The 23,047-nt window shown below is 69.0% G+C and carries 20 protein-coding genes; 17 read left to right on the forward strand and 3 right to left on the reverse strand.

Annotation, left to right across the window (positions count from 1 at the left end; all coding sequences use genetic code 11):
* Positions 1–2: 2 nt before the first annotated feature.
* On the forward strand, positions 3–1,046 hold the full coding sequence (locus AC0VYP_RS10080; protein ID WP_475473662.1) for an NAD-dependent epimerase/dehydratase family protein: 1,044 nt from the start codon (positions 3–5) through the stop codon (positions 1,044–1,046).
* Between the two features lie 89 nt (positions 1,047–1,135).
* Positions 1,136–2,680, forward strand: coding sequence for an acyl-CoA carboxylase subunit beta (locus AC0VYP_RS10085; protein ID WP_432707496.1), 1,545 nt, complete (start codon positions 1,136–1,138; stop codon positions 2,678–2,680).
* A 27-nt stretch (positions 2,681–2,707) separates the two neighbouring features.
* Here AC0VYP_RS10085 and AC0VYP_RS10090 read toward each other — a convergent pair whose 3' ends face one another.
* The gene (locus AC0VYP_RS10090) at positions 2,708–3,364 is read right to left on the reverse strand and encodes a TetR/AcrR family transcriptional regulator (RefSeq protein WP_285760209.1); all 657 of its coding nucleotides are present in this window, start codon (positions 3,362–3,364) and stop codon (positions 2,708–2,710) included.
* A gap of 788 nt (positions 3,365–4,152) precedes the next feature.
* Between AC0VYP_RS10090 and AC0VYP_RS10095 the strand changes: the two genes are divergently transcribed.
* The 12 genes from AC0VYP_RS10095 (at position 4,153) to AC0VYP_RS10150 (ending at position 18,009) form a co-directional block, all read left to right on the forward strand.
* Entirely contained in the window at positions 4,153–4,968 is an 816-nt protein-coding gene (locus AC0VYP_RS10095; protein WP_285760208.1) for a helix-turn-helix transcriptional regulator, read from the forward strand.
* Between the two features lie 78 nt (positions 4,969–5,046).
* Positions 5,047–6,018, forward strand: coding sequence for a DUF1702 family protein (locus tag AC0VYP_RS10100; RefSeq protein WP_475473663.1), 972 nt, complete (start codon positions 5,047–5,049; stop codon positions 6,016–6,018).
* A 240-nt stretch (positions 6,019–6,258) separates the two neighbouring features.
* The gene (locus tag AC0VYP_RS10105) at positions 6,259–7,191 is read left to right on the forward strand and encodes a DUF1702 family protein (protein WP_432707487.1); all 933 of its coding nucleotides are present in this window, start codon (positions 6,259–6,261) and stop codon (positions 7,189–7,191) included.
* A 1-nt stretch (position 7,192) separates the two neighbouring features.
* Positions 7,193–8,539: a cytochrome P450 gene (locus AC0VYP_RS10110; protein WP_285760205.1), complete on the forward strand. Its 1,347-nt coding sequence runs from the start codon at positions 7,193–7,195 to the stop codon at positions 8,537–8,539.
* 50 nt (positions 8,540–8,589) lie between these two features.
* Entirely contained in the window at positions 8,590–9,159 is a 570-nt protein-coding gene (locus AC0VYP_RS10115) for a DUF5987 family protein (RefSeq protein ID WP_285760204.1), read from the forward strand.
* On the forward strand, positions 9,156–10,811 hold the full coding sequence (locus AC0VYP_RS10120) for an FAD-dependent oxidoreductase (RefSeq protein WP_285760203.1): 1,656 nt from the start codon (positions 9,156–9,158) through the stop codon (positions 10,809–10,811). The genes AC0VYP_RS10115 and AC0VYP_RS10120 overlap by 4 nt, the downstream gene beginning before the upstream one ends.
* A gap of 44 nt (positions 10,812–10,855) precedes the next feature.
* The gene (locus AC0VYP_RS10125) at positions 10,856–11,911 is read left to right on the forward strand and encodes a carboxymuconolactone decarboxylase family protein (RefSeq protein ID WP_475473665.1); all 1,056 of its coding nucleotides are present in this window, start codon (positions 10,856–10,858) and stop codon (positions 11,909–11,911) included.
* Between the two features lie 312 nt (positions 11,912–12,223).
* On the forward strand, positions 12,224–13,027 hold the full coding sequence (locus tag AC0VYP_RS10130; RefSeq protein WP_285760201.1) for a TIGR03084 family metal-binding protein: 804 nt from the start codon (positions 12,224–12,226) through the stop codon (positions 13,025–13,027).
* An 82-nt stretch (positions 13,028–13,109) separates the two neighbouring features.
* A complete protein-coding gene (locus AC0VYP_RS10135) occupies positions 13,110–14,432 on the forward strand; it encodes an RNA polymerase sigma factor (RefSeq protein ID WP_475473666.1) in 1,323 nt (440 codons plus the stop codon).
* A 130-nt stretch (positions 14,433–14,562) separates the two neighbouring features.
* A complete protein-coding gene (locus tag AC0VYP_RS10140) occupies positions 14,563–15,630 on the forward strand; it encodes a glucose-1-phosphate thymidylyltransferase (RefSeq protein WP_285760199.1) in 1,068 nt (355 codons plus the stop codon).
* Positions 15,627–16,622 carry a dTDP-glucose 4,6-dehydratase gene (rfbB, locus tag AC0VYP_RS10145; protein ID WP_475473667.1) on the forward strand — a complete coding sequence of 332 codons (996 nt, stop codon included), beginning with the start codon at positions 15,627–15,629 and terminating at the stop codon, positions 16,620–16,622. Before AC0VYP_RS10140 ends, rfbB begins: the two co-directional genes overlap by 4 nt.
* On the forward strand, positions 16,612–18,009 hold the full coding sequence (locus AC0VYP_RS10150) for an NDP-hexose 2,3-dehydratase family protein (RefSeq protein WP_285760197.1): 1,398 nt from the start codon (positions 16,612–16,614) through the stop codon (positions 18,007–18,009). Before rfbB ends, AC0VYP_RS10150 begins: the two co-directional genes overlap by 11 nt.
* Positions 18,010–18,067: 58 nt before the next feature.
* On the opposite strand, the gene AC0VYP_RS10155 is transcribed toward AC0VYP_RS10150, so the two are convergent.
* Both AC0VYP_RS10155 and AC0VYP_RS10160 read right to left on the reverse strand, forming a co-directional pair.
* On the reverse strand, positions 18,068–18,700 hold the full coding sequence (locus AC0VYP_RS10155; RefSeq protein ID WP_475473669.1) for a hypothetical protein: 633 nt from the start codon (positions 18,698–18,700) through the stop codon (positions 18,068–18,070).
* A 69-nt stretch (positions 18,701–18,769) separates the two neighbouring features.
* On the reverse strand, positions 18,770–19,480 hold the full coding sequence (locus AC0VYP_RS10160) for a DUF2306 domain-containing protein (protein ID WP_285760195.1): 711 nt from the start codon (positions 19,478–19,480) through the stop codon (positions 18,770–18,772).
* 216 nt (positions 19,481–19,696) lie between these two features.
* On the opposite strand from AC0VYP_RS10160, the gene AC0VYP_RS10165 reads away from it, so the two are divergent.
* From AC0VYP_RS10165 to AC0VYP_RS10175, 3 genes are all read left to right on the forward strand, one after another.
* Entirely contained in the window at positions 19,697–20,980 is a 1,284-nt protein-coding gene (locus tag AC0VYP_RS10165) for an activator-dependent family glycosyltransferase (RefSeq protein WP_475473670.1), read from the forward strand.
* Between the two features lie 204 nt (positions 20,981–21,184).
* A complete protein-coding gene (locus AC0VYP_RS10170) occupies positions 21,185–21,607 on the forward strand; it encodes an SgcJ/EcaC family oxidoreductase (protein ID WP_475473671.1) in 423 nt (140 codons plus the stop codon).
* Positions 21,608–21,635: 28 nt separating this feature from the next.
* On the forward strand, positions 21,636–23,045 hold the full coding sequence (locus tag AC0VYP_RS10175) for an NAD(P)/FAD-dependent oxidoreductase (protein WP_285760192.1): 1,410 nt from the start codon (positions 21,636–21,638) through the stop codon (positions 23,043–23,045).
* Positions 23,046–23,047 lie beyond the last annotated feature (2 nt).

The raw sequence follows: 23,047 nt of genomic DNA on the forward strand, positions 1-23,047 counted from the left end.
CCATGTTGGTGAGCGTGACCGGCGGTACCGGTTTCGTGGGCGCCCATTCGGTCGCGGCGGTCGTGGCCGCCGGCCACCGGGTCCGCCTGCTGGTCCGGGACCCCTCGGCGGTTGACCGCGCCCTTGCGCCACTGGGGGTGGGCCGGTCCGCTGTGGAAGTGGTGGTGGGCGACGTCACCGACGTGGCCGACGTGTCCCGGACGGTGCGCGGAGCCGACGCCGTGCTGCACGCGGCCTCGGTCTACTCCTTCGACAGCCGGAACCGTCCGGCACTGCGACGCACCAACGAACGGGGGACCCGACTCGTCCTCGCCGCGGCGCTGCGTGCCGGTGCCGACCGGGTGGTGCACGTGTCCAGTTTCGGGGCGATGGCCCCGACCCCGGGCCGGGTGGTCCGAGCCGGCACCCCCGTGGGCCGCCCCCGCGAGTCCTACATGGCGAGCAAGGCCGCCGCCGAGACGGTTGCGCGCCGCTACCAGGACCAGGGAGCCCCCGTCGTCATCACCTACCCGCCGGCTCTGCTCGGCCCGCACGATCCCCGTATGGGGGACCAGACCGCCCGGCTGCGCGACACCCTGCGCGGGCTGATGCCGATGTGGCCCTCGGGCGGTTTCCCGGTCGGTGACGTCCGCGACACCGCGGCCCTGCACGCGGCGCTGCTCGACGACCACCGCGGCGGCCCCGGGCGCCACTTCGGTCCGGGACGCTACCTCTCCACCCGTGACTACGTGCAGATCCTGCGGGAGGTCACCGGGCGCGCGCTTCCCGCGGTCTTTCTGCCGGCCCCTCTCATGCTGCCGGTGGGCCGCCTCGCCGACGTCCTGCAACGGGTGTGGCCCTGGCACATCCCGGCCGAGTACGGCGCGGTCTACGCCTGTGCGTGCGCCACCCGCGTGGGTGACGGGGAGTTGACCCTGGGCCTCGAACCACGCCCCCTCACCCGGACCTTCGGTGACACGGTCCACTGGCTGCGCCACGCCGGCCACCTGTCCGCGCGTCAGGCAGGGGCAGCAGGGACAGCCCTCTCCCGTCTGGAGGACCGATGAGTATTTTCGAGATCGACCTCGCCCCCGTGGCCCAGCCGCGCGCTGCCCGGCGCGGCGAACCCGAGCCGGTTTCCGGCGCGGTCGATGCCATGTCCCCATTGCGCGCGGAGCGCGCGGCCCTGCGCGAGCGCATCGTCGCCGGAGCGTCGGAGGCGGTCCGGCGCCAGCACGCGCAGGGCAAGCGCACCGCCCGCGAACGCCTGGAGCTTCTCCTGGACCCGGGCTCCTTCACCGAGATCGACATGTACCGCCGCCAGGCTGCCGGGGCCCGGTCCGGTGCGTCCCGCCCGCACACCGACGGTGTCGTCGCGGGCTCGGGGACCGTTCACGGGCGCCGCGTCTTCGTCTACGCCCAGGACTTCACCATCCTCGGCGGGTCCCTCGGCGCCGCGCACGCGGCCAAGATCCACAAGGTGATGGATCTGGCGATCGCCACCGGAGCCCCTCTCATCGGCCTCAACGACAGCGGGGGAGCGCGCATCCAGGAGGGGGTGACGGCCCTGCACGGATACGGCGGGATCTTTCGTCGCAACGTCCAGGCATCGGGCGTCGTCCCCCAGATCAGCGTCGTGATGGGGCCGTGCGCGGGGGGAGCCGCCTACTCGCCGGCCCTCACCGACTTCACCTTCATGGTGCGTGACACCGCCAAGATGTATCTGACCGGCCCCGACGTGGTCGAGGCGGTCAGCGGTGAGCGTGTCAGCCACGCCGACCTGGGCGGTGCGCAGGTGCACGCCGAACGCTCGGGGGTGGCCACCGGCGTCTACGACGACGAGGAGAGCTGCCTGGAGGACGTGCGCTACCTGGTGTCGCTGTTGCCGGCCAACAACCTCGACCCGGCGCCGAGGGCGGCCTGCCCTGCTCCCGACCCCGATGCCGATGTACGGCCCGCGCTGGCCGAGATCGTCCCGGTGGCACCCAACAAGCCCTATGACATGCGCGCGGTCATCGCCGAACTGGTTGACGACGCCGACTTCTTCGAACTGCACGAGGACTGGGCGTCCAACGTGGTCTGCGCACTCGCGCGCATCGGCGGTGAGACGGTCGGTGTGGTCGGCAACCAGCCGATGGTGCTGGCCGGGGTGCTCGACCGACAGGCGTCGCAGAAGGCGGCCCGGTTCGTGCGGTTCTGCGACGCCTTCAACATCTCGCTGGTGACGCTGGTGGACGTTCCGGGTTTCCTGCCCGGCGCCGCCCAGGAGCACGCCGGCATCATCCGTCACGGCGCCCAACTGCTCTACGCCTACTGCGAGGCCACCGTTCCGCGTATCCAGGTCATCGTGCGCAAGGCGTACGGCGGCGCCTACATCGTCATGGACTCGCGCTCGATCGGCGCCGACCTCTCCCTGGCCTGGCCCACCAACGAGATCGCGGTCATGGGAGCCGAGGGCGCGGTCAACGTCATCCATCGCAGGGAGCTGGCGGCGGCGCGCGACCCCGAGCGTCTGCGGGCGGAGCTGGCGGCCGAGTACACCGCGGACCTGATGCATCCCTACTACGCCGCTGAGCGCGGTCTGGTTGACGACGTGATCGATCCGGTTGACACCCGCTCGGCCGTCGCCGCCGGGCTGGCGATGCTCAGGGACAAGCGCACGCCACCGCCCCAGCGCAAGCACGGCAACGTTCCCCTGTAGGTGCCCTGCGCAGGACGCGTATGTCGGTCAGGACGCCAGCTCGTCGGGCAGGCGGTCGCGTGACAGCGCCACCGATTGTGCTGCGCTTTGGGGGTTGTCGCCCGCCCCCACCACCAGCCCGACGAGCTGGTCCTCGAAGCAACGATCGGCGGGATAGGGCTCGACCAGGTATCCGCCGAGCTCCAGGGTGACCAGCCCGTGCAGCGTTCCCCACATCCGGTGGGCGACCAGCTCCGCGTCGGCGGGGCGAAAGCGTCCCATGCCCATGCAGCGCGTCGTGCACTCCACGACGTTGTGCAGGGTGTAGCGCCCGTGCTGGCGGTCGTCGTCGGTCAGGGAGAACCCCGCGATCGAGCAGCCGCCGAACATGACGGCGTAGAGGTGGGGATTGGCCAGCGCGTTGCGGCGGTAGGCGCGGCCCAGCATGGCGATGTCGGCCACGGGGTCGTCGGTCGGCTTCACGCAGGTCAGGTGTTCCTGCAGGCGGACGAATCCCTCGCGCACCATCGCGCGGACCAATCCGCTCATGCCGTCGAAATGGGTGTAAACCGCCATTGTCGAGCTTCCCGCCCGGCCGGCGATCCGCCGGGTCGAAAGGGCCTGCGGGCCCTCTTCGGCGAGTAGTCGCGCGGCAATATCGATGAGGGAGGAGCGGGTGGCGCTGTTCGACGGGCGAGGGCTCATTGCGGAAGTTTCGCACGGGCTGCGCCGTTGTCTTCTTTTGGCCGGGTGATTTTTCGACTCCTGGTCCGCCCTTGCTGTGATCGGCTGTCGAAGCTGGCAGGGAGGAGTCTTTCCGGTTCGCCACACTTTCGTATAGCATTCGGCGCCGTCTCGTGGTTTGAGGTTGACTTTGTTTGGTTCTTTGTTATGTTTTGTTTCTTTCTTGTTGCCGGAGAGGGTCAATTCTCTTTCCGGCAGATTTCTTCTCCGGAAGAAGTTGAAGTCAGTTCATCTGTGAACTGCGAGCATGATGTTCCTTCTGATGCCTGGTTCATGAGCAGCGGGTGGCTGTCCGACTCGCTTGGGTGCATCTTCGGGTAACTTTTTGCGCTCCCCCTGATCGGGGCATGTGTTCGTTGCTTGCGTCGCGGTTGGCGGGCATGGTCGGCTGCGCTCCCGGCGCTCTTCTTTGTGGTGGGGATTTTGCCCACCTGACCCGGTGGTATTACAAGCAGTTAGTAATTTCCCGAGATAATTGCGAGTAGTTACGTCTTCTCGATTTTTGCTCCCCGGTGTGGCGTGCTGTTTACTCGCGAGCGGGGTGTGCGCTATCGTTCTTCTGGTATTCGAGTGGATTGCCCGTTCATGGGTTTCTAATTAATCTGCTCTTTGGAATTCGAGTGGCGGGGTTCGATTTTTAGCATCTTTTCTGGGAGTGGTGATTGTGTCTTTACATTCTTCCTGGAGCAGTTGAAAGCCCCCTTGGTTAGATGCTTTCGTTTGCATTCTGATTTATTTGGGGGGTTCTTGTGCGAGAGGCCGTTCGGCAAGCCGTCTCATCCATCCATGCCAGATACTATGATCCAATTACGCTCAATGGTTTGGCATCCGAGGTTTTTGTCAGCCCCTACCATTTCTCGCGTATCTTTTCGAGGGCCACCGGAGTCACGCCCGGACAGTACCTCGCCTCGGTGCGACTGTTCGAGGCCAAACGCCTGCTGCTGACCACCTCCCTGACGGTCTCCGACATCGTCTGCAGCGTCGGGTACAACAGCGTCGGAACGTTCACCAGTCGTTTCACCAAGGCGGTCGGGATGTCACCCACCCAGTACCGCCATCCCGAGGTCAGCAAGCTGCTCATCGCGGCGGCTCCCGGTTTTCAGCACCTCCCCTCGTTCGATCTCGTGTGCGAGATGAAAAAACAGCGAGGGACCGCGCAGCCCGCCGGCGGCTCGATCGTCGGACGGCTGGATCTTCCCGCGGGGGCGGCCGACGCAAACGCACTCGTCGGCGTCTTCGCCGATCCCATCCCCCAATGCGCCCCTGTCGCCTGTCAGGCCCTGACGGTTCCCGGGACGGCCGAACTCGACCTCGACGGTGTTCCCGCCGGCAGGTGGACGGCGATAGCGGTCGCGGAGTACACGAGCACCGAATCCTCCAAACGCAAGATCCTGGTCGGTGCGTCCCGCCTCCCCATCACGATCACTCCCGGACGTGCGGCCTTCGTCAATCTCCGAATGCGCGAACCACTTCCGACCGACCCGCCGATCGCTATCACCCTGGCCTCGCGCGTCTCGTTGCAGAGCCAGAACGCGCGGTCCTTCCACACCGGGTTCGCCGCCTGAGCAAACGTGGCCCGGTTCCGTGCGCGGCACCTCTTGCGCTCCGACGGGCAGTCCAACCGACCTGTAGGAGGAAAGGCCATGCCGACCGCTCTCGGATCGCTGCGCCGACTGCTGCTGACGCCGCGGCTCACCGACGTCACCTTCGCCAAGCGCGGTTTCCCGGCCGGCGCCCCCGACGTCGTCCGAAGACTTGAGGCGATCCCCCAGTCCGTTGTCTGTGGTTTCGAATGGGGGATCGACGCCCGAGGACTGTGGGAAGTCGAACGCAGGCTCGACCTGGTGGAACCCGAGTTGCGCGGATTCGCCTATGAGGGCGCCACGATGGCCCTCACCGTTCGCGACGCCATGGCCGGAGGCCGCGGAACGCTGACCCGGGAACTGCTCCGCGGCCCGGGGCGCCCGCATATCTTCCTCGCCTACATCGGCATCGGATTCGCGATGGCCCGGTTGCCCCGCCCGCTGTGGCGTACCGTCATCCCGGCACTCGACGACGTCCAGTACCACCCGACGATGAGTTGGCTGGCCGTTGACGGCTACGGTTTCGACCGCGCCTATTTCGACACCCCGCGTTGGGTTGACGAGCAACGGATACCCGCCGCCTACCCCTGGGAGGGTAATCCGGCCTACTTCCTGCGTGCCGTGGACCAGGGGATCGGTCGAGCCCTGTGGTTCATCCACGCGGCGGACGCCGACAACGTCGCGACCGCGGTCGAACGCTTCGCGCCCAGTCGGCACCCGGACCTGTGGAGCGGGGTGGGGCTCGCGGCCACGTTCGCGGGCGGCTGCGACGACGCCGATCTGACCAGCTTGCGCGGTCGATCCGGCGAGCACCGTGCCCACCTTGCCCAAGGGGCGGTGTTCGCGACCAAGGCCCGGCACTTCTCCGGGTTCGTCGCCCCGCACACCCACGGCGCGATCGGTGCACTCGCCGACCTGGACGTCACCGGGGCCGTGGCACTCGCGGACGGCACCGCCGTGGAACCGGGAACGGTCAACGGGGTGCCTGCCTACGAGCTGTGGCGCGAGAAAATCCGCGCCCACTTCGCCTGACCACCCGCCCTCTCAGCGTCCCCCGGCTGCCCGGGGCATGGACGGGAAATGGGGGTCAATTTCGAGCGGGATCATTCTTCGGCCATTCGGCGGGAAACGCAGGTTTGAAGTAGACGGCCGCCGGTGTGCGCTGTGAGAATCGAAAAAGTAATGGTCAGATCACTGTTGAACCCGATGAGGGTAGTTGCGTTGACCAATTTATTCAGAGCGATAAGACGTCAGATCATCACGCCGAACGTCGTGGAGACCAGCCTGGAAAAACGCGGGTTCCAGGAAAAGAACGCCGAATCCAGAGAAGTGCTCGAAACGGTCGGCAGGACGTTTCTGGCGGGGTACGCCTACGCCGCCGAGGCACGCCGCCCCGATGACGCGAAGGACCGACTGGAGCGCATCCCCACGCGGTTCCGCGGATTCGCCTACGAGGGGGCGGCCATGGGGTTCACCATGGTTGACGGGCTCGCCCCATTGCGCCGCGACCGCGTTGACACCTTCCTCACGGGCATCGGAGCCCCCCACGTCTACATGGCCTACGTCGGTATCGGCTGGGGAATGGCGAGGCTCCCGGTGTTTCGCTGGCCCGACCCCTCGGGCTACGATCCGCTGCTGCGCTGGCTCATCCTCGACGGCTACGGCTTCCACCAGGCGTACTTCCACACCGATCGCTACGTTCACGGGCAGGCCGACGACCACCGTTTCCCCTGGCCCGAGCAGCGTCACCAGTGGTACGTCGGCAACAGTGCCGACCAGGGGATCGGCCGCGCGCTGTGGTTCGTCTGCGGCACCGACGTGGAGCGGGTGGCCACCACCATCGACAAGTTCCCCCAGTCGCGCCACGCCGACCTCTACGCCGGCGCGGGCCTGGCCGCCGCCTACGCGGGCGGCGCCGAGGAGCGCGAACTGCGCGCCTTCTGGGACCGCGCCGGACAGTACCGGCCCCAGGTGGCCCAAGGGGCCGCGTTCGCCGCCCAGGCCAGGGTCCGGGCCGGGCTGGTCGTGCCCCACAACGAACTCGCCCTGCAGGTGCTGTGCGACAGCACCCCCGAAGCGGCCGCGCTGGTCACCGAGCGGCTCCGCCCGCCCGAACCGGTCCGTGAGGAAGCGGGCGACACCCCCGCCTACGAACTCTGGCGCAGGCGGGTGGCCGAGGACTTCGCCGCGAGAGGTCGGTGCTGACATGGCGCTCAACCAGGCCCGTCGCCGGGTGCCGCCCGGCCCCTCCCAAGCGGCAGCCCCGGGACTGTTCCGCAAGCTCATCACCGACCGGTTGGGCCTGATGACGACCGCGACCCGCTACGGCGACGCCGCTCGGCTGGCCATCGGCCCCAAGGCGCTGTACTTCTTCAACCACCCCGACCACGCCAAGCACGTGCTGGCTGACAACAGCGGTAATTACCACAAGGGAGTCGGCCAGGTCCAAGCCCGCCGGGCCCTGGGCAACGGGCTGCTCACCAGCGAGGGCGAGCTGTGGCGCGAACAGCGCAGGCTCATCCAGCCCACGTTCCAGCACAAACGGATCGTCGGCCAGGCCGACGCCGTGGCCGAGGAGGCCGCCGCCCTGGTCGCGCGGCTGCGCTCGCACAGCGGCGGCGGACCGGTGGACGTGGTGGGGGAGATGACCGGGCTCACCCTGGGGGTGCTGGGCCGGACCCTGCTCGACGCCGACCTCGGCGCCTTCGACTCCATCGGCCACTCCTTCGAGGCCGTGCAGGACCAGGCGATGTTCGAGATGGTCACCATGGGCGTGGTGCCCATGTGGGTCCCCCTCGCCCATCAACGGCGCTTCCGCCGGGCCCGCCACGACCTCCAGCGCATCGTGGACAAGCTCCTGGCCGACCGTCTGGCGCGCGGCGGCGACGGCGACGACGCGCTCTCGCGCCTCGTCGGACTGGCCGACAGCGGCCCCCAGGGCCGCCAGCGCGTGCGCGACGAACTGGTCACCCTGCTGTTGGCCGGGCACGAGACCACGGCCAGCACCCTGAGCTGGACCTTCCACCTTCTCGACCGCAACCCCGAGGTGTGGGAGCGGCTGCGCGCCGAAGCCCGGACGGTTCTGGGCGAGCGGACTCCCGTGCACGAGGACCTGCGCAGTCTCACCTACACCACGATGGTGATCCAGGAGGCCATGCGCCTCTACCCGCCGGTGTGGATCCTGCCCAGGGAGGCCCAGGACGACGACGAGGTCGGCGGCTACCACGTCCCGGCCGGCGCCGACGTGCTGATCTGCCCCTACACCCTGCACCGCCACCCCGACTACTGGGACGACCCCGAACGGTTCGACCCCGAGCGCTTCGATCCCGGTCGTCCCGCCGAGCGTCCCCGTTACGCCTACATCCCCTTCGGCGCCGGCCCCCGCTTCTGCATCGGGAGCAATCTCGGAATGATGGAAGCCGCCTTCGTGGTCGCCATGGTCGCCAGGGAGATGCGCCTGGCGACCGTGCCCGGCCACGAGGTCGTGCCCGAGCCGATGCTCTCCCTGCGCGTGCGCGGCGGTCTGCCCATGACCGTGCACCCCGCGCGCTGACGGGGCCACCCGAGGCAACCGTCCCTCCCGAGCCGACCAGAAGGAGCCCCGTGGCAGCCGGTACCCCAGAGGCCGAAGACGACCGGACGATCACCCTGGAGGCGTTCGCCGACACCATCATCCCCGGTGAGAAGCGCTCGCCCGGCGACCGTTCGGTCGCCGGGGCGGCACCGGACGGCGGCGCGGTCGCCGCCGGCGCCATCGAACTGCTGGAGACGTCCGCGACCGGCCTCACCGACGGACTGGACAACTTCGCCGGCGACCTGGACGCGCACGCGCGCGCCTATGCCGACCAGCACGCCCTCGTCCTGGACGATTCGCTTCCGCCCTTCGCGGCGCTGCCCTTCACCGACCGGACCGCGCTGGTGCGCGCCCTCACCGCACCGGGCCACCCCGAGAAGGTCTTCTGGGTGATGCTCTCGCTGTTCTGCAACATGGCCTACGACAGCGCCGCCCACCTGCACACCGCCGACGCCATCGCCGCGGGGCACCCGGGCCTGACCGCGATGGGCTTCGCCGTCCCCGACGCCGACGGGCTCTGGCGCTTCACCGAGCACTCCTACGGCCGCAAACTGGCCGACCTGCACCCCGACACCACGCCTTCAGGGAGCCCGGCATGACCACACCCGAAAGCACCGACGTCCTCGTCGTCGGCAGTGGCTTCGGCGGCGCGATCACCGCCTATCATCTCGCGGCGGGCGGCGCCAAGGTCACCATCCTCGAACGCGGTCCGTGGCTGTCGGGCACCGACTTCGACCACGACTTCCTGCTCGGGTCGTCCTACACCCGCGCCTTCGACTTCGTCGTCGGCGACGGCATGAGCGTCCTGGGCGGCAACTGCGTGGGCGGCGGCAGCGTGGTCTACTTCGCGGCCCTGCCCCGCGCCCCGGGCTTCGTCTTCGAGCGCCGGGGCAGCATCGGCCGGCGCATGTGGCCCGCCGCCATCAGCCGCGACACGCTCGACCCCTGGTACGACCGCATTGCCGAGGCCATGCCGGTGCGCACCCAGGACTGGGACGATGTCACCTACGCGGGCGGACTGTGGGCCGCGGCCTGCAACCACTCCGGGCGTACCGCCAACCCGGTGCCCAACGGCGTTGACAACGACAAGTGCGTCAACTGCAACTGGATGATGTCGGGGTGCCGGTTCGACGCCAAACGCTCCCTGCTGTTCAACTACCTGCCCGCGGCCCTCGCGCACGGGGCCCGGATCCGCCCCCTGCACGAGGTGCAGCGTCTGGAACGCACCGACGACGGCGGCTACCGGGTCCACTACAACGTGGTGCACGACGAGGACTACCGGCTCCAGTCGGGCAGCGGGGCCATCGACGCCAAGATCGTCGTCCTGGCAGCCGGCGCCGGTGCCACCCCGGTCATCCTGCAGCGCTCCGAACCGACCCTGGGGGCAATGCCGCACGCCGTCGGCCGCTACTTCTCCGGCAACGGGGAACGCCTCAACACCGCGGTCCTCGACGAGGAGCGGGTCCGCGACGTGCTCGGCCTCAGCCGCGGTGCCGACCTGGCCTACGAGGCCAACCAGATCGGCAAGGGCCCGTGCGTGGCCAACTGGGACCGGTTGGACGGTTCGCTGCCCGAGTACTCCCGCTACTCCCTCGAACAGCTCTACTTCCCGCCCGGTCTGGGCACGATCCTCGCGCAGGTCCCCGGGGCCACCACCCCCAGCTGGTTCGGTGTGGACAAGAAGGAGATGCTGCGTCGCTGGCGCTCCTGGCTGATCATCTTCACCATGATCGAGGACGACAACGAGGGCGTCTTCGGCCCGCCGCCGCCCACCGGCAACGCCAACCGCATCTCCCAGCAGATGCTGGGCCACGGCCCACTGAGCTACCACCCCACCGCCAACACCCAGCGGGCCTGGGCCGAGTCCGACGCCGACGTCAAGGACATCCTCGAACGCGACGGCCTGGCGAAGGTCGCGCCCTGGACCAACGACCTGGTCGGCGCCTACACCGTGCACCCGCTCGCCTCCTGCCGGATCGGCGACGACCCGTCAACCTCGGCCCTGGACGACCGGCACGAACTGCGCGGGCACCCGGGGGTGTTCGTCACCGACGGCTCGGCCGTTCCCGGCGCGCTCACGGTGAACCCCGCGATGACCATTGCCGCCCTGGCCGAGCGCGCGGTGCCCGGCATCGTGCGCGCCGCCCGGGAACGCGGGGTGGACGTCGTCTACGGCGCGCCCTCGCCCGACGGCCAGACCAGCGGGCGCCGCGCCACCCTGCCGCTGGCGTCCGACCTCCTCCGACGCTAGCGGGCCCTCCCACCCCCTCGGCAACCCCACGACGGAGGTCCCTGATGTCCGCCCCCCTGATGCGTCTCGCTCTGCACCGGACCCTGGACCAGATCCGCCACGTCGAGGCGGTGCGGCCCGGTGCCGCGCCGGCCCCGGTTGCCCGGGTCTACGACCAGGTCGAACGCGACTTCGGGATGCTCGCCCCGCCGGTGGCCCTGCACGCGCCGGCCCCGGACCTGCTGGCCGCCACCTGGGTGATGCTGCGCGAGACCCTGGTCGTGCAGCATCACGTTGACCGTGCGGCCAAGGAGGTCCTGGCCACCGCGGTCTCGCTGGGCAACACCTGTCCGTACTGCGTGGACGTCCACGGTGCGGCGTCGGGGAGCCTGGGCGTGCGCCAGGCGAACGCATCCGGTGCCCGCTGGGCGGAGTCGGTGGCCGACCCCCGCCTGCGCGCCGTCGCCGAATGGGGGCTGGCCATCGCCACCAGCAGCGGGGCAGCCGGGTACCGGCGCCCGTTCCCCGAGGGGCAACTGCCCGAGTACGGGGGAGTGGCCGTCGCCTTCCACTACCTCAACCGCATGGTCAACGTGTTCCTGGGGGAGTCGCCCCTCCCGCAGGCGATGCCCTCCGCCGCGCGACCGGGCGCGCTCCGGGTCCTGGGCCGTTTCCTGCGGCCCGGCGCCCAGCAGGCCCACCGGCCGGGGGATTCCCTCGGCCTGCTGCCCGCCGCCCCACTGCCGGACGAGTTGTCCTGGGCGAAGGGGACGCACGCCGTCGCCGAGGCGCTGGGCCGGACCTGTGCCGCCGTGGACGCGTCGGGGGCGCGTCGGGTTCCTGAGCGGGTGCGCTCCCTCGTCCTCGACCGCGTGGCGGGCTGGGACGGCGCACCGGTGGGGCCGAGCCGGGCATGGGTCGAGGAGGCGATCGCGGCGCTGCCCGAGGCCGACCGCGCCCACGCCAGGCTCGCGCTGCTCACGGCGTTGGCCGCCTACCAGGTTGACGACGAGGTCGTTGCCGGGGTGTACGCCGCCGGTGCCGACGACGCCGTTCTGGTGGCGACCGCGTCGTGGGCGGCCATGGCGGCGGCGCGCCGGTCAGGCGCGTGGCTCGCCTGACCCGACCGGCGCCCTGTTCGTTCCGGCGGCGGACCGGTCTTCTTCCCAAGCACGAACGGAGAAGACAGCACAGCGGTGTTCCGGCATTCTGAAAACAGCTCGGATCAATTTTTCCGGTTCTGTTCGATTGTGATGCGGCCGTGGCCTCCGGCGCCTTTCCCCGCTCGTGGCGAGTGATTTCCTGGCCGGGGGTCGATGCGTATCTCCTCCTGCCCGGTCGTTTTCGGTGCGTCGAAGAACCGACTCCTCGGAAGAATTTCCCGGCGTGAGGAATTTCGTGAAGAATTTCCACCGTGTGAGAGGACAGAAAACGTGAAAGACCTCCAAGGCGTCGTCTCCGACCTCATCGCGGAAGGCGACCGCCTCGACGGGCTGCTCGCCGGCCTCGACGCCGAACAGTGGTCGCTGCCCACCCCCGCCCCCGGGTGGACGATCGCGCACCAGGTCGCGCACCTGTCGTTCATCTTCCACCTGGCGGGCAAGGCGGCCTCCGACGCCGAGGCGTTCGCGGCGATCACCGCCGGAGCGGCGAACGACTTCGACGGCGCGATCAACGCGGCACTCGGCCTCTTCCTCAACGACTCCCCGGACAAGATGCTCGCCCAATGGCGGGCCGAGCGGGATACCACCGTCGCCGCGCTGGCCGCGGCCCCGCCCGACCAACTGCTTCCCTGGCTGGTCCGGCCGATCCCCCCGGCGGTCCTGGCCTGTGCAGGCATCATGGAGCTGTTCGCGCACGGCCAGGACATCGCCGACGCGCTCGGCATCGAACCCACGCACACCGACCGTCTGCGGCACCTGGTGGGCTTCGCGGTGCTGACCAAGGACTTCGGGTACCAGTCGCGCGGTTTGCCCACGCCGCCCGACGAGTTCCGCTTCGAGATCACCACGCCCTCCGGCGAACTGTGGGGATTTGGACCCGAGGACGCCGAGCAGCGCGTGAGCGGTCCGGCCGTTGACTTCTGCCTCCTGGTCACCCGGCGCCGCCACCGCGACGACCTCGCCATCACCGCGTCCGGTGCGGTGGCCGAGCAGTGGCTGGACATCGCCCAGGCATATCGGGGCCCGGCCGGTCCGGGCCGCTCGCCCGGCCAGTTCTCCGCACCGGCCGGCTGATCGGGCCGGGCGGACGCCATCGGGACCCGGGGCCGGGAGAGTCGTTGTCCGCCCGCCCCGCGCTGCTCTAGCCTCATCCGTGATGAGTGCATCCGCGCAGGGCCCCGAGAGCCACCGCGAACCGGCCGTCGCGGGGGAGGACGCCGTCTCCGAGGACCTGTTGCGCCGCCTGGCCCCCCAGGTCCTCGGAGCGCTCATCCGCCGGTACGGCGTCTTCGACGCCGCAGAGGACGCCGTCCAGGAAGCGTTGATCGCGGCGTCGGTCCAATGGCCCCGGCAGGGGCGCCCCGACGACCCCCGCGGCTGGCTCATCACCGTCGCCTCGCGCAGGCTGACCGACCAGTTCCGCGGAGAGACCGCCAGACAACGGCGCGAGGCCACCGCCGCGGCCCTCGCCCAGGACCAGCAGATTTCTCCCGGTCCCGACGCCGACCGTTGTGCGGACCAGGACGACACCCTCGTCCTGCTCGTCCTGTGCTGCCACCCGGTGCTGTCGCCGTCCTCGCAGGTGGCGTTGACCTTGCGGGCCGTCGGCGGCTTGAGCACGGCCCAGATCGCCCGCGCGTTCCTCGTCCCCGAAGCGACCATGGCCCAGCGCATCAGCCGCGCCAAACAGCGCATCAGGGAAGCCGGGGCCGGGTTCCACCTGTCGTCGGGGAGCGAGCGGCAACGCCAGTTGAACGCCGCCCTGCACGTTTTGTACCTCATCTTCAACGAGGGGTACACCGCGACTTCGGGCCCGGCCCTACAGCGCAGCGAACTCACGGGTGAAGCCATCAGGCTCGCCAGGATGGTCCGCCGGCTCCTTCCCGAGGACGGGGAGGTCGCGGGTCTGTTGGCGCTCATGCTGCTCACCGACGCCCGGCGTCCCGCCCGCACGGGTGCCGGCGGGGCACTGGTGCCGCTCGCCGAACAGGACCGCGGCAAATGGGATCCCGACGCCATCGGTGAGGGAATCCGTCTGATCACCGACTCGTTGGCCCGTTCCCCCATCGGCCCGTACCAGTTGCAGGCGGCCATCGCCGCGGTCCACGCGGAGGCCACCAGCGCCGAGGACACTGACTGGCCGCAGATCCTCGCCCTCTACCAGCTGCTCGAAAACCGGTCCTCCGGCCCCGTGGTCACCCTCAACCACGCGGTGGCCGTCGCCATGGTCCACGGCCCCGGTCCCGGACTGGCGATGGTCAACGCCCTGGCGGCCGACCCCAGGATGTCCGACCACCATCGGCTGCACGCGGTCCGCGCCCACCTCCTGGAGATGGCCGGGGACGCCGCCGGGGCCCGTTCCAGCTACCAGACCGCCGCACGCCGGACCACCAGCCTCCCCGAACAGCAGTACCTGGAGGCCAGAGCGGCGCGGCTCCTTCCCGCAGAGAAAAGCGCGAGGGGTTCCTCAGCAATCTGAGAGAAGAGAATAAAGCGACAATTGCGTTACGTTGAAAATAGCAATCTCTTTCGAGTTGGGTCGCGATTTTATTGTGAAAATCAACGGCCGACTTCTTCTGAGGCAACGCCCCAGACGCAAGGGGAAACCTATGAAAGCGCTGGTCGCATCGGGCGGATGGGGAACTCGTCTCCGCCCTTTTAGTTTTTCCACCCCCAAACAACTCGTACCGGTTGCGAACCGGCCGATTCTTGAGCATGTGCTCGGCAACATCCGCGACCTCGGCGTAGAAGACGTGGGAATCGTCGTCGGAGAAAGAGAAGACGAGATCGCGTCGGCGATCGGCACCGGCTCCCGTTTCGGATTGAAAATCACCTATATCGGCCAGGAGCAGCCGCTGGGCCTCGCCCACTGTGTCACCGTCGCCCGGCCTTTTCTCGGCGACGACGACTTCGTCATGTACCTGGGCGACAACGTGCTTCCGGAAGGGGTGGCCGGTATCGCCGACGACTTCCGGGCGCTGCGCCCCGACGCGCAGGTCGCGGTGTGTGAGGTCGCCGACCCGAGGGCGTTCGGAGTGGCCGAGGTCAACGCCGACGGCACCGTCCGGCGGTTGGCGGAAAAACCTGCCGAGCCTCTCAGCAGGCTCGCCCTCATGGGCGTCTATTTCTTCACGCCCGCCGTCTACGAGGCGATCGCCGCCATCGCGCCCAGCGCACGCGGAGAACTGGAGATCACCGATGCCCTCCAATGGCTGGTGACCCACGGTGCCAAGGTCAGGGCGAGCGAGTACCGGGGCTACTGGAGGGACGCGGGCGCGCCCGAGACGGTCCTCGACTGCAACCACCGGTTGCTGGCCGGCCTGCGCTCCACGACGGCCGGCGAGGTGGACGCGGCCAGCGTGATCTCCGGGACCGTTGTCGTCGAAACCGGAGCCCGGGTGAGACGGTCAACGATCCACGGTCCGGTGATCATCGGAGCCGGTTCCCTCGTGCAGGACAGCCTGGTCGGCCCCGGAACCTCCATCGGCCGGGACTGCGTTCTCCACGCCACTGAGCTGCGTAATTCCATACTGTTCGACGAGGTCCGCCTCTCCGGCGCGTCCGGGGTGGAGGACTCCATCATCGGGCGCGGATCGGTGGTCGCCCTGGGCACGGACAGCGGACACCGGCGCCGGCTGCTCGTCGGCGACCAGACACGAATCGAGTTGGCCTCATGAGACTCCTGGTGACCGGAGGAGCCGGTTTCATCGGTTCGCACTACGTCCGGACCATGTTGGCCGGACGCTACCCGGGCTACGCTGACGCCCGGATCACGGTCGTCGACAACCTCACCTACGCGGGGGACCGCGACAACCTCCCCGTCGACCCCCGTCTGGACTTCGTCGAAGGCGACGTGTGCGACCGCCCGCTGATGCTGGACCTGCTCCCCGGACATGACGCCGTCGTGCACTTCGCCGCTGAGTCGCACGTCAACCGCTCCCTCCGGTCGGCCGACGCCTTCATCCGGACCAACGTCGAGGGAACCCAGCGCCTGTTGAGCGCCTGCGTACAGGTGGGCGTCGAGAGGATCGTGCACGTCTCCACCGACGAGGTCTATGGCGCAGTGGACAGGGGGACGTGGACGGAGGACCACCCGCTGCTGCCCAATTCCCCCTATGCGGCCTCGAAAGCCGCCTCGGACCTGATCGCCCGCTCCTACTGGCACACCCACGGCCTCGACCTGTCGGTCACCCGGTGCAGCAACAACTACGGTCCGCACCAGTACCCGGAGAAACTCATGCCGCTGTTCATCACCAACCTCCTGGAGGGAGAACCGGTTCCGCTCTACGGTGACGGCAGGCAGGTCAGGGAGTGGTTGCACGTGGACGATCACTGCCAGGCGGTGCACCTGGTCCTCACCGGCGGGGGAGCCGGAGAGGTATACAACATCGGCGGTGGAACGGAGCTGACGAACCTGGCCGTCACCGAGCGGCTGCTCGAACTGTGCGGCGCGGACTGGTCCAGGGTCCACCACGTCGCCGACCGGAAAGGCCACGATCGGCGTTACGCCTTGGACACCACCAAGATCCGCGAGCAGTTGGGGTACGCGCCACGGGTGGCCTTCGACCACGGTATCGCCGAGACCGTCGAGTGGTACCGCGCCAATCCGCACTGGTGGAAAGCGGCGAAGGCCCGCTCCTCGGCCCCCGGGGAAGACGATGGGCGCTAGCCCCCGGCCCCCGGCCCCGTCGTTGCGGCAGAGGGACGAGCCGGCAACGGCGCGACGGTTCGCCCGATCGGCGGCCACGCTCTCGGGAACCCGGGTCGAAACAGCCGACTGCCTGGCGTGGCTGGAGCAGCGTCGCCGGGCCCACCCGTTCCTGATCCGGCAGATCCCTTTCTCTGAGCTCGACGGTTGGTCGTTCGCGCCGGACACCGGAAACCTGGTCCACCGCAGCGGCGGATTCTTCAGCGTCGAGGGGCTGAGCGTCAGCATCGACGGAGAAACCCCCCGCGCCTGGCAACAGCCCGTCATCGTGCAACCGGAGATCGGGGTCCTGGGTTTCCTGGCCAAGGAGTTCGACGGAGTGCTGCACCTACTGGTGCAGGCCAAGATGGAGCCGGGCAACCCCGGAACCGTTCAGCTCTCGCCGACGGTCCAAGCCACGCGCAGCAACTACAGCGGTGCCCACTCCGGAAAGGGCGTCCGCTACATCGACTATTTCCTCTCGCCCGACCGCGGACGGGTCCTCGCCGACGTACTGCAGTCCGAGCACGGGTCGTGGTTCTTTCGGAAGATGAACCGCAACATGGTCGTCGAGGTCCACGACGACGTTCCCCCGCACGAGGACTTCCGCTGGCTGACATTGGGACAGTTGGGGGAACTGCTGAGGATGGACAACGTCGTCAACATGGACGCGCGCACCGTACTGGCCTGTGTCCCCACCGCGTCCACCGATACGCGCGCCCTGCTCTCCGACACCGCGCTGCGGTCCTGGTTCGTCGCCGAACGAAGCCGCTACACCATGCGGGCCGCGCTCGTCCCGCTCGCCCGCACGGCGGGCTGGAGCCGTGACGGCCTCGCGATCAGCCGGCCGGACGGCAGGTACTTCACGGTGACGGCGGTGGCCGTCGAAGCACCGAACCGTGAGGTGACCGGCTGGAGCCAACCCCTCCTGGCGCCGACCGGCACCGGAGTGACGGCCTTCGTGGTCCGCCGCTTCGGCGGGGTCCCCCACCTGCTCGCACATGCCCGAGCCGAGGGCGGACTGCACGACGTCATCGAACTCGGCCCGACGGTTCAGCGCACCCCCCGCAACTACCCGTCGGGACGAGGCGCTGTCCGGCCGCCCTTTCTCGACCTCGTCCTCGGCGCCGGTCCCGACAGCATCCGCTACGATGCCGTCCACTCCGAGGAAGGAGGACGGTTCCGCGATGCCCGGAGCCGTTGCCTCTTCGTGGAGGCGACCGAGGGCGAGGCTCCCACCGCAGCGCCCCCCGGCTACGTGTGGGTCACGCCGGACCAGATGAACTCCCTGGTCCGACACAGCCGTTACGTCAACGTCCAGGCGCGCACGCTCCTGGCCGCCGTCACCACCGGTGCCGTCGTGCTCTGAGGGGGACCACCCGATACGACCGCCGGCCGGGGCACCCCCGGCCGGCGTGTTCGTGCCGCTAGAACACGTCGAAGTAGTCGCCGATCCACAGTCCGCGCTTCGCGTTGACCGTTGACAGCTCCGAGGGCCGGTAGTCCGTCAGCCGGATGCAGCGGAAGTCGAAGCTCACCCGGGTGCTCTCCGTTTCGTTGACCTTGTTGCCATGGCTCCAGTTCACCGCGTCGAAGACGAGTACCTGCCCGGGGTCCAGCGACACCGGCCGGTAGTCCTTGGAACCGAGTTCCTCTTCGATCCAGACGGCATTGGACCCCCAAGTCGGGGTGAACGGAACCCAGAAGTTCACCTCGCCCTGACCATGGTTGTAGTCGCCGTCGGTGTGGAAGTTGCCCACGGCGACGTTTCCGGGGAAGTGCACGCGGAAGGTCGGTACCCGCTGGAAGCAGAACTCCGTCGTGCCGAGCACCCCCGGTACGAACGAGGCGAGGAAACCGCGGTACAGGTCCTGGACCTTCGCCTCGAAGGCGTCGTAGAACTTCGCGTGGAACCGGGTGGCCTGGTCGGTCTTCCAGGTGAGCCGCTCCATGGGGGTACCGGGGACCAGCCGGGACAGCTCGTCAACTCCGTAGATGTCGCTCATGACACTCACGAAGTCGAACTCGGTCGTGTCGTAGTCGTGGATCGTCGGACGCATTCTCGCTCTCCTCTGCGGATTGGGCACTGCACTTGGTATCGGGAAGCGGGTGCCCGGTGGCCCCTGCGCTCAGGCCGCCTGCCGCGGACGGGACGGCGACGTCCGGTCCAGCCACCACTGCACGATGATGAGGTTGAGCACCCAGCCGCCCCAGCGGGCAACCTCGAAGATGTAGTTCACGTCGATGGCCGGCCAGATGATCGGCAGTACGATGCGTCCGCTCAACCCCCACAGGATGCCCATGGTCAGGGCGAAGCTGTAGAGCATCCAGCGGCGGTGTTCGGCGTAGCGGCGCTGCCGCGCCATACGCAGTCCCACCACGGTCGTGGTCATCCACAGCAGCGCGTGCATCGTGATGCCCACCTGGCCGCCCCACCCGGGCATCAGCAGCATGATCGCCAGGCTCAGCAGCGCGGAGGGCAGCACGCCGGCGAAGACGTAGAGCCTGCCGCTTATCCGGTGGATCCGGGGACGGCGCTGTCTCAGCCACGGCCATACCTGTAGACAGGCGGTGACCATGGCCACCGTGCCGGTCGCGATGTGCACTATGAGCAGCGGATAGTGCAGCGGGAAGCCCTCGTTCAGCACGATCACCGCCCGGCTGGGGTCCAGGGCCAGATACGGGGGCAGTTCGTAGGCCAGGAAAGCGGTGACCGCGACCACCAGCAGGGTCATCCAGACGCGGCGCTGCCATCGGGTGCGCCGTTTCTTCAGGGGGCGCGCCGAGCGTGGTGGGCCGGTGGAAACGGGAGAGCCGGCTCTCTCTGCGTTCTGCGTCACGGTTCTCTTCCATCCTCGACGAGGGGCGGGCGTGCGGCCGCCGCGGCGGCCCCACGCGTGGCGTTGCTGCGCCCGGAATCCGGCGCCATCAGCGTCACAGTGCCTTCCGGCGTCGCGCGTCTCCTGGATTGCGCTATCAAGAGCACAATCCAGGAGACGCGCGACGCCGCCCTCAGGACGCACCATCGCAGGTGACCCTCGACCGTAAGGACACCGATGCGAATCCTGTTCACCCCGGCCCCGTTCAAGGCGCACCTCTATGTCCAGGTCCCGTTGGCCTGGGCCTTGCGCACGGCCGGGCACGATGTGCGTGTCGCCGCCTCCCCGGACCTCGCAGAGGACATCGCCCGCACCGGCCTGGTCGGTGTGTCGGTAGGGCAGCCGGTCCACCTGGACCGGCAGATGGCCGGCGCCGAACCGCCCAGGCCCCTGGTCAACCCGACGGCGCGTCCCGAGCCGAAGTCGGTGCAGACCGACTTCGGCCGCGACGATCCCCACGGGGAACTGGAGTCCAACGTCATGGGCTGGAAGACCCTGTTCAACCCGCCTTCCGCGTTCGACGACCTCGTCAACTTCGCCCAGGACTGGCGCCCCGACCTGGTGGTGTCGGACACGTTCGTCTTCACCGGCGCGGTCGCGGCACGGGTCAGCGGCGCCGCGCACGCCCGAATGCTCTTCGGGGCAGACGGCCTCGCCCAACTGCGTTCCGCCTGTCGGGCGCACGGAGGCCCCACAGCAGAACGGCAAGACCCCATTCGCGACTGGCTGCACCCGATCCTGGACCGGTTCGGGCACGGCTTCGACGAGGAGGTCGTGATCGGGCAATGGACCGTCTTCCCCATGCCGTCGTGGATCTGGCGGCCCGCGGGGGTCAACTACCTCCCGATGAGGCACCTTCCCTTCAACGGCCCCGCCCGCACGCCGGAATGGCTGCGCGAGAAACCCCGACGCCCGCGGGTCTGCATGACCTTCGGGCTGTCACACCGTGACGGCGGATTCGGGGTGACGGCTTCGGCGCAGGAACTCTTCGCCGCGGTGGCCGACCTCGACGTCGAGGTCGTCGCCACGTTCAACAACAAGCAGTTGGAGACCGTCACGGAGGTGCCCGACAACGTCCGCCTCGTCAACTTCGTGCCGTTGAACCTGCTGTTGCCCAGCTGCTCCGCCGTCGTGCACAGCGGCGGCGCGGGCACCTTCGCCGCAGCGCTGGAGAACGGCGTCCCCCAGCTCATCATCCCCAACGTCTACTGGAGCGAGAAGTGGTGGGGCCCCGTCGTCATGGCCAACGGCGTCGAGAGCCGAGGTGCCGGGGTCTACGTGTCCGACGCCGACCAGCTCACCGCTGACGGACTGCGCAAACACCTCGTCCGGGTAATGGAAGACCCCTCCTACGCCGACAACGCCGCCCAGTTGCGCAGGGAGGTCACGGGGATGCCCACGCCCAATGACGTCGTCCCCCTCCTGGAGCGGATGACCGTGGCCCACCGGCCCGCCCGGTGATCGCTCCTCCACCGGCGCGGACGGCGGCAGCGCAATCCAGGAGACGCCGAACCGGTGCGGCGGGGACGACGATGCAAGAAGTGCCGGGGGATTCGCATCGCGAAGGGTCAGCCCCGTAACCGGAAACGGCCCGGGGGCCGTGCGGCCGTCGTCGAGGTCCGGTCCCCACCGCCCGCCCGTCCGGAAGACGAAGAGAGGAAACCGATGACCACCGAAAGCACGAAGACCACGTCGCCCGAGGAGATGGCCGCCCTGAAGAGCGTGCCGGCCCGGATCGTCGAGGCATGGGAGAAGAACGACGCGGACTCGTTCGCCGCCGTTTTCACCGAGGACGCCAGCCTGATCCTGCCCGGAGACGTCTACCTGGTCGGTCGGGAGCAGATCCGCTCCTTCATGGCTAACGCCTATGCCGGCCCCTTCAAGGGAACGCGGGTCGTGGGGGACCCCCTCCTGGTCAAGCGGTTGGACGACAACGCCGCGCTGTTGGTCACCCAGGGCGGAATACTCGCGCCGGGCGATGAGCAGGTGACACCCGAACGCGCCATCAGAGCCAGCTGGGTGCTGGTCAAGAGCGGTGCGGGATGGCTCATCACCGGATACCAGAACACGCCGATCGGTGCCGTCTGACCCACCCGGGACTGAGGAGAGGTCTGCGATGGCGAACCGAATCGGAAATCGCGCCGTGGTACTCGGCGGCAGTATGGCGGGCCTGCTCGCGGCCCGGGCGCTCGCCGACGTGTTCGACGAAGTGGTGGTCGTGGACCGCGACGAATTGACCGGTGTCCGCGGTCCCCGCCGGGGGGTCCCGCATGGCCGCCACGCCCATGGCCTGGTGGCCCGCGGACACCAGATCCTGGAAGCGCAGTTCCCGGGCCTGACCGACGAACTGGTCGCCGGGGGCGTCCGACCGGGGGACTTCAGCGGCGACATCCGCTGGTATTTCAACGGACGGCGTCTTTCCTCGGTCCGATCGGGGCTGCTGTCCGTGCCGGCCACCAGGCCGGTCCTGGAGCACCACGTGCGATCGCGGGTGCGGGAACTGTCCCGGGTGCGTTTCCTGGAGCTCCACGACATCCTCGGGCTGAGGAGCACGAACGACAACAGCGCGATCACCGGCGTACGCGTCCGGCCGAGCACCGACGGCGGGGCCTCGGAGGTCGTGGCCGCCGATCTCGTGGTTGACACCACCGGCCGCGGGTCGAGGACCCCACTGTGGCTGGAGGAACTCGGCTACCAGCGCCCCGAGGCGCAGCGCGTCAAGATCGGGCTCGCCTACACCACCCGCCACTACCGCCTGGACACCGATCCTTTCGGGGACGAGTTGGCGATCATCCCGGCAGCCACACCGGGGCATCCCAGAGGCGCCTTTTTCTACCGGCTCCCCGGAGACGGTGGCGCGGTGGAGCTGTCGCTCACCGGAATGCTCGGCGACCATCCGCCGACCGATCCGGAGGGGTTCGCGGAATTCGCCCGCTCGGTTCCGGTGCCCGACGTCTACGCCGCCATCCGCGACGCCGAACCCCTCGACGACCCGGTGACCTTCCGGTTTCCCGCGAGCGTGTGGCACCACTACGAACGACTGTCCCGTTTTCCACGCAACCTGCTGGTCATGGGCGACGCCGTGTGCAGTTTCAACCCGATCTACGCCCAGGGCATGACGGTCGCCGCGATGGGGTCGCTCACGTTGGGCCGGCACGTCGGCCGCGACCCCCAACCGGACCCGCTCGCCTTCTTCCGGGACCTCGCCCAGGACATCGAATCCCCTTGGGAGTTCTCGGCGGGCGCGGACCTGGGCTACCCCGGAGTCGAAGGGCGCCGCACGGTCAAGACCCGCCTGGCCAACGCCTACGTCTCCCGGCTCCAACGCGCCGCTGTGCACGATCCCGCGCTGACCAACGCCTTCATCCGGGCCGCGGGCCTTATCGACCCTCCGCAGGCGCTGATGCGCCCGGGCAACCTCGTGCGCGTGCTCCGACATTCCGGGCGCCGCGCGCCGGCCCCGAACGTCCCCGGTGAGGGCAGGGACCCGGTTCCGGGAACCGGCCGCGTCCGCCGAGACCCCTGAAA

The organism is Nocardiopsis sp. iso_186, assembly GCF_056173365.1.